At 64.7% G+C, this 12,450-nt stretch carries 13 protein-coding genes; 11 read left to right on the top strand and 2 right to left on the bottom strand.

What is annotated here, in order from left to right; translation table 11 throughout:
• Positions 1 to 40 precede the first annotated feature (40 nt).
• The gene (locus tag ACZ5BM_RS09405) at positions 41 to 391 is read right to left on the bottom strand and encodes a Rid family hydrolase (protein WP_498907644.1); all 351 of its coding nucleotides are present in this window, start codon (positions 389 to 391) and stop codon (positions 41 to 43) included.
• Between the two features lie 67 nt (positions 392 to 458).
• On the opposite strand from ACZ5BM_RS09405, the gene ACZ5BM_RS09400 reads away from it, so the two are divergent.
• The 6 genes from ACZ5BM_RS09400 to ACZ5BM_RS09375 all read left to right on the top strand — a co-directional run bounded on the left by ACZ5BM_RS09400 (position 459) and on the right by ACZ5BM_RS09375 (position 7,172).
• Positions 459 to 926 (top strand): HPr kinase/phosphorylase, encoded by a 468-nt coding sequence (locus tag ACZ5BM_RS09400; RefSeq protein ID WP_498907643.1) that lies wholly within the window; start codon positions 459 to 461, stop codon positions 924 to 926.
• 233 nt (positions 927 to 1,159) lie between these two features.
• A complete protein-coding gene (locus ACZ5BM_RS09395; RefSeq protein WP_498907642.1) occupies positions 1,160 to 1,648 on the top strand; it encodes a PTS sugar transporter subunit IIA in 489 nt (162 codons plus the stop codon).
• Between the two features lie 11 nt (positions 1,649 to 1,659).
• Positions 1,660 to 1,953, top strand: coding sequence for an HPr family phosphocarrier protein (locus ACZ5BM_RS09390; RefSeq protein WP_498907641.1), 294 nt, complete (start codon positions 1,660 to 1,662; stop codon positions 1,951 to 1,953).
• Positions 1,954 to 2,007: 54 nt separating this feature from the next.
• Entirely contained in the window at positions 2,008 to 3,894 is a 1,887-nt protein-coding gene (gene ptsP / locus ACZ5BM_RS09385) for a phosphoenolpyruvate--protein phosphotransferase (RefSeq protein ID WP_498907640.1), read from the top strand.
• A 208-nt stretch (positions 3,895 to 4,102) separates the two neighbouring features.
• On the top strand, positions 4,103 to 5,677 hold the full coding sequence (purH, locus tag ACZ5BM_RS09380; protein WP_498907639.1) for a bifunctional phosphoribosylaminoimidazolecarboxamide formyltransferase/inosine monophosphate cyclohydrolase: 1,575 nt from the start codon (positions 4,103 to 4,105) through the stop codon (positions 5,675 to 5,677).
• 439 nt (positions 5,678 to 6,116) lie between these two features.
• Entirely contained in the window at positions 6,117 to 7,172 is a 1,056-nt protein-coding gene (locus tag ACZ5BM_RS09375; RefSeq protein WP_498907638.1) for a helix-turn-helix transcriptional regulator, read from the top strand.
• Positions 7,173 to 7,265: 93 nt separating this feature from the next.
• Here ACZ5BM_RS09375 and ACZ5BM_RS09370 read toward each other — a convergent pair whose 3' ends face one another.
• A complete protein-coding gene (locus ACZ5BM_RS09370) occupies positions 7,266 to 7,688 on the bottom strand; it encodes an MAPEG family protein (RefSeq protein ID WP_498907637.1) in 423 nt (140 codons plus the stop codon).
• Positions 7,689 to 7,880: 192 nt separating this feature from the next.
• Between ACZ5BM_RS09370 and mbfA the strand changes: the two genes are divergently transcribed.
• From mbfA to nagA, 5 genes are all read left to right on the top strand, one after another.
• Entirely contained in the window at positions 7,881 to 8,837 is a 957-nt protein-coding gene (mbfA, locus tag ACZ5BM_RS09365; protein WP_498907636.1) for a VIT1/CCC1 transporter family protein, read from the top strand.
• Between the two features lie 116 nt (positions 8,838 to 8,953).
• Positions 8,954 to 9,643, top strand: coding sequence for a LolA family protein (locus ACZ5BM_RS09360; protein WP_498907635.1), 690 nt, complete (start codon positions 8,954 to 8,956; stop codon positions 9,641 to 9,643).
• A 146-nt stretch (positions 9,644 to 9,789) separates the two neighbouring features.
• A complete protein-coding gene (locus ACZ5BM_RS09355; RefSeq protein WP_498907634.1) occupies positions 9,790 to 10,734 on the top strand; it encodes a class I SAM-dependent methyltransferase in 945 nt (314 codons plus the stop codon).
• Between the two features lie 83 nt (positions 10,735 to 10,817).
• Positions 10,818 to 10,997 (top strand): CsbD family protein, encoded by a 180-nt coding sequence (locus ACZ5BM_RS09350; RefSeq protein ID WP_498907633.1) that lies wholly within the window; start codon positions 10,818 to 10,820, stop codon positions 10,995 to 10,997.
• 117 nt (positions 10,998 to 11,114) lie between these two features.
• Positions 11,115 to 12,311, top strand: a complete 1,197-nt coding sequence (gene nagA, locus ACZ5BM_RS09345) for an N-acetylglucosamine-6-phosphate deacetylase (protein ID WP_498907632.1) — start codon at positions 11,115 to 11,117, stop codon at positions 12,309 to 12,311.
• Positions 12,312 to 12,450 lie beyond the last annotated feature (139 nt).

Below are 12,450 nucleotides of genomic sequence, written 5' to 3'. Positions count from 1 at the left end.
CAGGCCGCGCGCGGGAGGAAACCGGCCCGGCGGCGGGGCCTCAGTTGGGGGCGCGGGTGCTCGCGACGAGTTCGAGCTCGATGCCGGTATCGGGCGTGTCGAGCCGGGTGACCATGCGCAGCGTGGCGGCGGGGCGGGCATCGCCGAACACGTCGCGCAGCACGGGAAAGCAGGTGGAGAATTCGGCGGAGTCGCGGACCAGGTAGACGACGCGGGTGACGTCCTCGATGGAGAGGCCTTCCGCGCGAAGCAGGTCGGCGCCGTTGGCGAAGGCCTGGCGACACTGATCCGACACGCTGGCGCTCAGCATGTCTCGCCCCGGTGTCGCGCCGGTCACGCGGCACACATGCTCGCGTCGACGCGGGTAGGAAACGCTCGAGGGACAAGGCATCGTTTCGGCTCCCCAATCCTGTGTCACAGATGCGTCATGAATTGCCGCACTGCAACAAGAAAATACGATGATTGATCAGGTTTCATTCGGCGGAGAGGGTTCGACGGTGCACGCGAGCTGCGTGTCGCGGGCCGGGCAGGGCGTGTTGATCCGGGGAGAGAGCGGCTCGGGGAAGTCGGATCTGGCGTTACGGCTGATGGATCGCGGTTTCGCGCTGGTGGCGGATGACCGTGTGGTTCTGCGGGGCGGGATGGCGGAACCGCCGGACGCGCTTCGCGGGATGATCGAAGTCAGGGGGGTGGGGATTCTGCGCGTGACGCCGGTGTTTCCGGTGACGGTGTCGCTGGTGGTGAGATTGTTGGAGCAGGCGCCGCGTTTGCCGGAGCCGGTGCGCGATCCGGTTCTGGGCGTTCCCGAGATCGTGCTGTGCGCGAGGGAAGCGTCGGCGGTGTTGAAGGTGGAACTGGCGCTGGCCTGCGTGTCGGGGGAGCGCAGCCTGGCGGCGGGATTTGTCGGGCAGAGCGATGTGGTTTAAGCATGGCCGCACTGTGACGGACACATGACAGTTGCGTCAGAATCTCGTCGCAAGCCCTTCATCCGCCCCATATTGGTGGGAACCATGTCGCTGTCGTGTCGTACCGGCGCTGCCCGTTTCCAATCCGATATGCCTGGACAGGGCCGGTTTGGTGCTGCGATGGCTCCGCTCGACGGAAACGTGGAGCATCGCCTTCCCGGCGACTGTGTTGTCTTTGTAATGGTTCGCGAACGATGATCGGCCTTGTGCTCATCACCCATGGCGAGATCGGCACTGCCCTGGCGGCGGCGGCCGAACATGTGGTCGGACAGCAGCAGCAGCTCCAGTGTTTGTCGATCGGCGCCGATGACAGCATCCAGGACCGGCGGCGCGATCTGCAGCAGGCGGTTGCGGCGGTGGATCACGGCGATGGCGTGGTATTGCTGACCGACATGTTCGGGTCGACCCCCTCCAATCTCGCCGTGGCGATGCTGGACCGTGCGGCCGGGATCGAGGTGATCGCCGGGGTGAACCTTCCGATGCTGGTGAAGCTCTGCAAGATCCGGTCGGACCGGACGCTCGCCGAATGCGTGGGCATCGCCGAGCTGGCCGGGCGCAAATACATCGCCGCCGCGTCGTCCCTGCCGGCGGATTGTCTGGGTGGCGCCGCGTGCTGCCAGATGAGTGCCGAGCCGATCCTGCGTCCCGCGATCGCCGAGCGCGCGCCCGCTCTCGCCAACTGAGTCCGGACAGCATGGCCGCCCCGGCCGACCGGCTCCGACGCAGCGTCACCATCGTCAATCTGCGCGGGCTGCATGCGCGTGCCGCGGCGCGTTTCGTGGTGGCCGCGGAACGGTTCGCGACGCCGGTCGATGTGTCCAAGGGCGGGGAAACGGTGTCCGCCCGGTCCATCATGGGTTTGATGATGCTGGGGGCCGGTCGCGGCGCCACCATCACCCTGGAAGTGGATGCGGACGGCTGGGATGCGCAGCAGGCGCTGGATGCGCTGGCCGCTCTGGTCGAATCCGGGTTTGATGAGGGAGAATAGGACCCCGTCTGGCGCGTAGCGTCCGGAGCGGGCGTTCTGGAGCATGAGCCGGCCGTGACCAGCAAGACAAGGCGCAGCGCCCCCGAGGGCACCAAGGCTCCCAAGAGCGCCGCACGCCGGCCGGCTCCGCCGAGGCGCAGGAAGCAGGACGCGCCGGCTCGATCCGCCGAGACGCACTACAGCGGGATCGGCGTGTATGCCGGGATCGCGGTCGGGCCCGTGGCCTTCGCGGACGAGGCACCGACGACGGTGGATCAGCGCCGGCTGGAGGCGGATCAGGTCGAGCCGGAATTGAAGCGGCTCGACGATGCGGTGGAACGCTCGCAGCGTCAGTTGGAGAAGCTGAAGAACCGGCTGGCGCTGCTGTCGGAGGACAGCCAGGCCGAGATCGCGCCGCTTCTGGATGCCTACCGGCAGATGCTGGGTCCGTCGCGTCTGCTGCGACAGGTGCGGCGGCGGATCGAGGACGATCGTCTGAACGCGGAGGCGGCGGTTCTGGCGGAATCCGAGACGCTGGCGACGCGTCTGGCGGATGTGACCCTGGCCGGCAGCGTGGATGCGGAGGAAGCGACCAACGCGCTGCGGCGTGCGGAAGAGGTGCGCGAGATCGGTCGTCGTCTGGTGCGCAATCTGATGCGGGCGCCGTTCCGGTCCTTCGCCGCCGTTCCGGCCGGGGCGATCCTGGTGGCGGAACAACTGCGCCCGGCCGACGCGGCGCTGATCGATCCGGCGCGCACGGCCGGCGTGGTGATGGACGAGGGCGGCACGGCGGACCACACCGCGATCATGCTGCGTGCGCTGGGGATTCCGGCGGTGCTGGGCGTGCACGGTTTCACCGCCCGGGCCCGGAGCGGCGCCAAGGTCGTGGTGGACGGCTCGACCGGCACGGTGACGCTGGACCCTGCGCCGGACACGCTGGAGATGGCCGAGCGCGCGGTGGTGGACTACGCCCGCGAGCGGCAGAAGCTGGGGCGTCTGCGCCGTCTGCCGGCGCGTTTGTCCGGCGGCGAAGGGGTGGAGCTGCAGGCGAACCTGGAGCTTCCGGCGGAGCTGCCGCTGATTCCGCAGGCGGGTGCGGCGGGGATCGGCCTGTTGCGCACCGAGTTCCTGTTCATCAACGCGGCGCAGATGCCGAGCGAGGGCGAGCAGGAGGCGATCTATCGCGCCGTGATCGCCGCCATGGGCGGGGATTGCACCACCATCCGGGTTCTGGACTGGGGCGGCGAGAAGCATAGCGAGGCGTTGAGCGGGATCGGCGTGCTGGGGGCGGACATCAATCCGGCCTTGGGCGAGCGCGGTTTGCGTCTGCTTCTGCGCCATCCGGCCCTGTTCGAGACCCAGCTCGCGGCGATTCTGCGCGCTTCGGTGGAGGGCCCGGTGCGGGTGCTGCTGCCGATGGTGACGACCGTCGATGAGTTGAAGGAAGCGCGGCAGATCTATGAGCGCGTGGCGCGACGCGTGCGCCGCAAGGGCGTGAAGCTGGGCGACACGTTGCCGCCTCTGGGCATCATGGTGGAAACGCCGGCTGCCGCTCTGGGGGCGGAGGTTCTGGGGCTGGAAGCCGAGTTCATGGCGATCGGCACCAACGATCTGACCATGTACACCCTGGCGGTGGACCGTGCCGCGGCCGGCGTGTCCAAACTGTATGATCCGCTGCATCCGGCTGTGCTGAAGATGATCGGGCAGGTGACGGATGCGGCACTGCGTTTGCGCCGGCCCGTGTCGCTGTGCGGCGAGATCGCCGGCGATCCGCTGGTGGTGCCGTTGCTGATCGGCATGGGTTTGCGGTCGTTCAGCATGAATGCGCAGTCGGTGCCGCGCGTGAAGCAGGTGGTGCGGCATGCCACGCTGGACGAATGCCGGCGTCTGGCGCGTCGGGCGATGGAGGAGAGCGATCCGAAGCGGATTGCGGAGCTGCTGAAGGCGTTTGCCGGGCGGTAGGTGTTCTTTTTTGCAAAAAAGAACCAAAAAACTCTTGTCCGTCTGGGGCGGAGAACCTGCCGGTTCTGCGAATCCTGAACGGATAGAAGTCTTTTTGCTTCTTTTTCTTCAGAAAAAGAAGAACAGCTCCAGACTCCGCGAACCGTTTCCGTTCCGCCGGATGATGTTCTAGAACCCGCCTCCTTCCACCTCCCCGAAGGTCCGTCCCATGCCTGACGATATTCTCCCCATCCGTCGCGCGCTTCTGTCCGTGTCCGACAAGACCGGCCTGGTGGAGCTGGCGCGGGCTCTGGTCGCGCAGGGGGCCGAGCTTCTGTCCACCGGCGGGTCGGCCAAGGCGCTGCGGGATGCGGGGCTGCCGGTGACGGAGGTGTCGGACCATACCGGCTTTCCGGAGATCCTCGACGGGCGCGTGAAGACGCTGGTGCCGCAGATCCATGGCGGCATTCTGGGGCGCCGCAATCTGCCGGAGCATCTGGCGCAGATGGAGCAGCACAGGATCGCGCCGATCGATCTGGTGTGCGTGAACCTGTATCCGTTCGAGGCCACCGTGGCGTCCGGCGCCGGGGCGGAGGACTGCATCGAGAACATCGATATCGGCGGCCCCGCGCTGATCCGCGCCGCGGCGAAGAACCACCAGCACGTGGCGATCCTGACCGATCCGTCGCAGTACGAGGCGGTGATCGACAGCCTGAAGGCGCTGAAGGGCACCACCATCGCCGATCGCCGTGCCTGGGCCGGCGCCGCCTATGCCCGCACCGGCGCCTACGATGCGGCGATCGCCGCCTGGTTCGCGCGCGAGCGCGGCGATGCTTTGCCGATGCGTCTGGCGATGGTCGGCACGCGCGCGGAAGCGCTGCGCTACGGCGAGAATCCGCACCAGTCGGCCGCGTTCTACTCCGACGGCAGCGATCGTCCCGGTATCGCCACCGCGCGGCAGGTCCAGGGCAAGTCGCTCTCGTACAACAACCTGAACGACACCGATGCCGCGTTCGAGGCGGTGGCCGAGTTCGAGCGTCCGGCCGTGGTGATCGTGAAGCATGCCAACCCGTGCGGCGTGGCCGAGGCGGCGGATCTGGCGACGGCCTGGGATCTGGCGCTGCGCTGCGACCCCGTTTCGGCGTTCGGCGGCATCGTTGCGGTGAACCGCACGCTGGATGAGGCGGCGGCGATCCGCATCGCCCGCATCTTCACCGAGGTGATCGTGGCGCCGGACGCGACCGAGGAGGCCAAGACGGTTCTGTCGGCGAAGAAGAACCTGCGTCTTCTGCTGACCGGCGGTCTGCCCGATCCGGCCAAGCCGGGCGTGGTGGTGAAGAGCGTGGCCGGCGGTTTCCTGGCGCAGACGCGCGATGACGGGCGCGCGACCGCGTTCAAGGTGGTGACCAAGCGTGCGCCGACCGAAAAGGAGCTGGCCGATCTGCAGCTGGCGTTCCGTGTCGCCAAGCACGTGAAATCGAACGCCATCGTCTACGTGAAGGACGGGGCGACGGTGGGGATCGGCGCCGGGCAGATGAGCCGTGTCGATTCCGCGCGCATCGCGGCCAGCAAGAGCGCGGAAGCGGCGCAGGCTGCGGGGATCGAGCAGCCCTTGACCACCAACAGCGTCGTCGCCTCGGACGCGTTCTTTCCGTTCGCGGACGGTCTGGAAGTCGCGATCGCGGCCGGTGCCACCGCCGTGATCCAGCCGGGCGGCTCCATTCGCGACAACGAGGTGATCGCCGCGGCGGACAAGGCGGGCGTGGCGATGGTGTTCACCGGGATGCGTCATTTCCGGCACTGAGCCGGGGTGGGTGTTCTTTCTTGAAAGAAAGAACCAAAGAACTTCTGTCCGTTTGCGGTTGAGAACCGGCAAGGTTCGAGAACAAAGAACGGGCAGGAGCATTCTTTCTTATTCTTCTCCATAAGAAAGAATGCTCTCTCAATATATTAAATTTGTTGTAATATGTAAAACTCTGAACGGTTCAGGTAAGCCAACAAATCAAATCTATTCGGGTTATTATTTATTTTGCAACAAAACGTCAATGCATGAAAGCTTTTTGACTTGCCATTCTTTCTGGTGGTGAGGTTGGTCTTAAAAACTACTTTGTGGCGCTGCTTTCCAGCCAGTTCGCTTTTGTCAGCGATCAGCCGCAGCAGCGCGTGTGAATCACTCTTGAGATTTCGGGATAAATGCGCATATATACGTATATATGAGATTGCTTTGAGAAATGAGCCAAGTGATGATCAACCGGCTGAAACATTTTCGGGTTATGAATGCCGAGACCCAAGCTCAAGCTGCCAAAGCGGCCGGGGTTACACAACCAACCTATCAACGCTGGGAAACCGGCAAGACCGAGATTCCGGCGAGCCACCTGACCAATCTCGCAAAGCATTTCGAAACTACCGAACTAGAGTTGCTTGGGCGGCATCCGCCGAAGCAAGTTACATTCTATGATAAAAAAGCGCCGAAAGATACGCAATATTACGGTGAATGCGCGGTTCACTTCTGCGGCGGCGGCGAGCCGTTAGTGCTTTCGATTTCGGAAGCGACGTATGAGCAAGTCTACAGCGAGATGCAGAGCAAAAAGCGGTTTATCGTCATGAAAGATCTGGGGAATCGAACTGTAGCAATTCGACAAAAATCTATATCCGAGTTCTATTTCTCGAGCGAAGCATATGACACTTATGGTCCAGATCATGGTGAATATAAAATAGCAACGCCGATCCAGATGTCTGATACTCGTGATTGGGCTATTGTTGAGGCTATCTACCGTGAGGAATTCGATGTGGACGAATGCATATCGAATTTCGCTCCAGAAGATGTCGAGCGCGTTCGGCACCAGATTATGATTACCGACGAGCAGTTCGAAAAACTTGTCTCCGAAGGAGCCATCAAATCTGAGAAGCTTGCGATAGAAAAGGCTGCAAGATCAGCAGAAACCGGGGAAATTCTGTCCCTATCTCACACGGTCACCATCCAGTTTTCGACTGGAAAGCGACGAGAAATAGACTATGTCGACTGCAATCTTTTTGAGTGTGTTGAGCCTCTCATCGATATTCACTACCCTTACGGCAATCACGATGACGATGAACCAAATATGATCCGATTGCCCTATGAGGGCTACGATCGTGCCGCGTTCTTCAATCCGGACGCACTGGACTATATCTCGTTCCCTACCCACAAGATTGAAGCAGATGAGATCGACAGTTATGACGATGGCATAATCGACGGAGAAGACTCTGATGATGAAGTGATCAAGTCGCCAAAGGTACAAAAGAAGGTGACGAAAAAATAAGTTTTTACAGGCTTACCGCCGCGTTGGGGCTTCACGTGAAGGAAGGGAAGCGGAGGTTCATTCTCTTCCAATTGAACAAGGGCTCAAGACCCTTTAGAGGCCTTTCCATCCAAAACCGAACGGCGCGCCGGCGACCAGCATGATCACGAGTCCGGCGACCGAGACCAGCCAAGCATAGGAGCGGATCTGTCGCACGCCGCCGAGATAGAGCGGCAGATAGACCACACGGGCGACCAGCCAGATCCAGGCGCCGAGGATCGCGAGATGGCTGAGCGGTGCGGTGAACAGGCAGAGCAGCGTCGCGGCCAGGAAGACGGGATAGGTTTCGCGGAAATTGTTGAAGCTGCGATCGGCGCGTGCGGCGACGTCGCTGAGCGGCTTCGGCGTCCCGTCGCGTGCGCCCATGTTCCAGCCGAGGCCGCGTTCGCGCGTCATGGTGAGGTCCTGCGCCAGAAGGTGCACGACGAACAGGATCACCGAGCAGAACAGGACGGTCAGCAGAGGGGACAGGATCATGGCGCCGTGCTCCGGGCTCGTGGCGCGCTCTTATCGGACGGCGCCGGGGCCTGCGGCAAGGAGACAGCCGCGGAACTGCGACTCAGTCTCGGATGCAGTGAGGTTGAGAATGATTGTCGTTATGCTGTTATGGCAACGATCAATACTTGCCGAGTGCTTTGACGATTTGGCGGACCATGCCATCATGCGGTCATGCGCAAATTCGATGACCTTTCCGAGAGCGAGCTTCTGGCCCTGGCGATCGCCGCGGAAGAAGAGGATGGGCGAATCTACGCCGATTTCGCGCATCATCTGCGGCGCGACTTTCCCGACAGCGCCGCGATCTTCACCGACATGGCGGAGGAAGAGAACGAGCATCGCCGGGTTCTGATCGACCTGTTCACCGAGCGTTTCGGCCCGCACATCCCCCTGGTGCGACGACAGGACGTGGCCGGTTTTGTGCAGCGCAAGCCGGCCTGGCAGGTGCAGCGCAGCGGGATCGAGGCGATGCGCCGCCATGCCAGCCAGATGGAGCGCGATGCGGCGCGCTTCTACCGGCAGGCGGCGATGCGCAGCACCGATGCCTCCATCCGCAAGCTGCTCGGCGATCTGGCCGCAGCCGAGGATGCGCACGAGCAGGAGGCCGGGCGCATCGCCCTGCGCCGCCTGCCTGCGTCGCGCCGCGAGATCGAGGACGAGGATGCGCGCCGGCGCTTCGTGCTGCAGGTGGTGCAGCCGGGGCTGGTCGGGCTGATGGACGGGTCGGTGTCGACGCTGGCGCCTGTGTTCGCCGCGGCGTTCGCGACCCATACCCCGCACAACGCGTTTCTGGTGGGTCTGGCCGCCTCGGTGGGGGCGGGCGTGTCGATGGGGTTCGCGGAGGCCTTGTCGGATGACGGCAAGCTGTCCGGCCGCGGCGCGCCCTGGCTGCGCGGTCTGGTGTGCGGCCTGATGACCATGGCGGGCGGCATCTTCCATACGGTGCCGTTCCTGATCCCGAACTTCGCCGAGGCGACCACGGTGGCGCTGGTGGTGGTGGTTCTGGAACTGGCGCTGATTTCCTGGATCCGCTGGCGCTGGCAGGACACGCCGTTCCTGTCGGCTGCCGTGCAGATCCTGTTCGGCGGCGGTCTGGTGTTCGCGGCGGGCGTGTTGATCGGGTCTTCCTGATCCGAGGGGCCTGCTGCGCCGGCCGGAACGCGCGCCCGGCTGCGTTGTTACTGGGGGTATCCCCTCCGTCCGCCTGATTCCGTTCGGCCGGGCGATGCTCTAGGCTCGGTTCCATCATGCGCCATTTCCGTTCCAGCCGTTTTCTGTCCGTCGCCGCCCTGCTCGCTCTTGGAGCGTCCATGGGAGCGTCCGTGCCGGCTCCTGCTCGTGCCCAGGCGCAGGCTGCCCAGGCACAGGCCCCGGCGGTATCCCAGGGCGGCGCGCAGGCGGCTGCGATCAGCCCGGCCGACCAGGGCTGGGTGGCGCGCATCCAGGACACGTTGAACGGCATCACCACGCTGAAGGGCCGCTTTCAGCAGATCGCGCCGGACGGCAAGCGCACCACCGGCACGGTCTGGCTGCATCGCCCCGGGCGGATGCGGTTCGAATACGACAAGCCGAGCCCGCTTCTGCTGGTGGCCGGCAATGGCAAGCTGGTGTTCACCGACAAGTCCGTCGGCCAGACCACGGATATTCCGCTCGACCGCACGCCGCTCGGCTTGTTGCTGCAGCCGCATCTGAGCCTGTCCGGCGACGTGACGGTGACGGGGTTCTCGCGTGCCAACGGCTTGTTGCAGGTGACGCTGGTGAAGACGGCGAGCCCGTCCGACGGCAGCCTGACCGTGATCATGAACGAGCAGCCTTTGGCGTTGCGCGGCTGGCGCGTGGTGGATGCGCAGGGGCGGGAAACGCGGGTCGACCTGTTCGACGTGACCACAGGCGTGTCGATGCCGGATCGTTTGTTCGACACCAGCGCGGCGGACTGAGCGGAGGCGTTCCGGCGGGGGCGCGGCGCTTACGCGCGCTTTATCGCCGGCCCCCATGTTCCGCATGGCCCGTTTACGCGGTTGGGGGCGAGCATGCGGCACCGCGCCGGGGACGACCAACCGGCGCGCCGATGCCGGAGTGTTCCATGTCGATAACCTTGCTGTCGCGTTCGGCGACGTTCGCGGATGTGCTGCCGGAAGAGGGCCGTGCCTATGATGCCGTGGGCGGGCGCTATTCCGCCTATGCCGATGGCGATCCGGAGCGCGTGTTCGATTTTACCGGCCGCTACGGTTTCGCGGATGGACGGATCTGGCGCGCGATCGACGCGGTTCTCGTGTCGATGGTGTCGTCCGGTCGCCGGTCACTGAACGTTCTGGATGTGGGTTGCGGGCCGGGCGCCTGGATCAAGCGCGTGGTGTTGCGGGCACGCGAACTCGGGTTCACCCGCATCCGCGTGCGGGGGGTCGATCTGTCGCAGGCGATGGTCGGGCGTGCCGTGGCGGTGGCGGAGGAGCTGCGTTGCGCGATGCCGCGTGGTGCCGCCTTCGTGTCGATCCAGCATGGCGATGCCACGATGCCGCTCGCCGAGGAGACCGGCTCCGTCGATCTGTGTTTGTGTCTCTACGGGGTTTTGAATCATCTGCCTGCGGAAGCGCTGCCGGGCGTCGCGGCGGAGCTGGCGCGCGTGACGGGCGGACATCTTCTGGTGACGGTACGTGCGGCCGGTAGTCTGCCGACGATCTATGTGGACGGGATCGAGCAGGCGGCGCGATTCCGGCAGGACAACCAGCAGGATCGGATGGAGGTGGATCTGGCGGATGGCCGGCACCTGAGTTTCCGCTCGCATCTGTTCCGCTCCGCGGAACTGGGCGCCTTGTTCGCGCCGCATCTGGGTCGGTTCTCCCTGCATGGTCTGGACCTGTTCCATTCCCGCTTCGCCGCCGATCCGCGCTGGAATCCGGCGTGGCTGAGCGCGGATGCGGCGTTCAAGGACAGGCTGGAGAAGCTGGAACTGTCCTGCGCCGACGATCCGGCTTTTCTGGATCGTGCCGCGCATATCCTACTGGACGGATCACGCGCTCGGCATTGACCGTTCCGCATGCGACCGGGAACCGCGCTTCGCAAAGCCCGTTTGCTCGACACGGGACATGTGGTCCCAAGGGAGAACAAGCGATGGACAAGGATCGCATCGACGGCGTCGCGCATCAGGTCAAAGGCGCGCTGAAGGACGTGGCCGGCAAGATCACCGGCAACAAGGAATTGCAGGCCGAGGGCAAGGCGGAAAAGACCGCCGGCAACGTCCAGGAAGGGTTCGGCAAGGGTAAGGACGCTGTTCGCGACGTCACGAAATAGCGCTTCCGATCCGTTCGTAAGCTCATCGCAGCCGGCCCGTTCGCAAGAGCGGGCCGGTTTTGCATGTGTAGCGTCGCGGGGTTCGACGGGCGGGTCGGACCTGCTAGACTCGGCCGAATGTTCCAGAAAGCATTGATCGGCGCGCCGATCTTCACCGGCGACGACCTGTTGATCGACCATGCGCTGTTGCTGGACGGCGATCGTGTGGTCGGCATGGCGCCGCTGTCCTCGCTGCCGCGCGACACGCGCATGCAGGAGGTGGACGGGCTTCTGGCGCCCGGCTTCGTGGATATTCAGGTGAATGGCGGCGGCGGTGTGCTGTTCAACGACAGCACGGATGCCGAAGGCGCCGCCGCGATCGCACGCGCGCATCTGTTGCATGGCTGCACGGCGATTCTGCCGACCTTCATCACCGGACCGGATATGGGCATCGCCGCCGCCATCGCAGCGGTGCGCGTGGCGATTGCGCGCGGTCTGCCGGGCGTGGCGGGGCTGCATCTGGAAGGGCCGTTCATCGCGCCTGCACGCAAGGGTGTGCACGATCCCGCCTTCATGCGTCCGATGGCGGAGCAGGATCTGCAGATGCTGCTGGACAGCGGCATTGAGCATCTGTTGCTGACGGTGGCACCGGAGATGGTCTCGCCGGAGCAGATCCGGCGCCTGGTGCGTGGCGGGGTCGTGGTGAGCCTGGGGCATAGCGATGCGGACCACGAGACCGTGTCCGCGGCGATCGATGCGGGGGCCACGGGGGTCACGCATCTGTTCAACGCCATGTCGCAGATGTCTGGCCGTGCGCCGGGTCTGGTGGGCACGGCTTTGGATCGTGGCGAGGTCTGGGCGGGTCTGATCGCGGATCTGCACCATGTGGATCCGGTGATGATGCGGATCGCGCTGGCGGCGAAGCGCGGGCCGGGGCGCTTGATCCTTGTGAGCGATGCGATGCCGCCGGCTGCCGGTGGGCCGGACCGGTTCGAACTGGGCGGGCGCACCGTGTATCGGCGCGACGGACGTCTGGAACTGGCGGACGGCACGCTGGCCGGGGCCGATCTGGGGTTGGACCATGCCGTGGCCTGCATGGTGGCGTCGCAGGGGGTTCGTCTGGAGGAGGCGCTGCGGATGGCGTCTCTGTATCCGGCACGGTTCATGAGCATGGACCACCGTCACGGGCGGATCGAGGCCGGGCGCAAGGCGGATCTGGTGCTGCTGGACGATGCTTTGTCCTGCGTCCGCACCTGGCAGAACGGGGTGGAAACGGTGCATGCGACGCCGATCCTGGTCGATGCGCCGTCGCGTTCGGGGGCAGTGCGGGGATAAGGCGCCGACCGGTTCCATCGGAGCCACCCGCGTTCTTTGCCGCGCGCTTCTTGTCGCTGTCCGGCGTCTTTCGGCCGGAAGATACTCTTGGACGGGACGGTAGCGTCGACACCAGGCAGGCCTCGGTCGACAGGATGCG

This window comes from Lichenicola sp. GTC18331, from assembly GCF_055386855.1.
The sequence above is the reverse complement of the archived record's forward strand: the minus strand, read 5'-3'. Positions and strand labels throughout refer to the sequence as shown.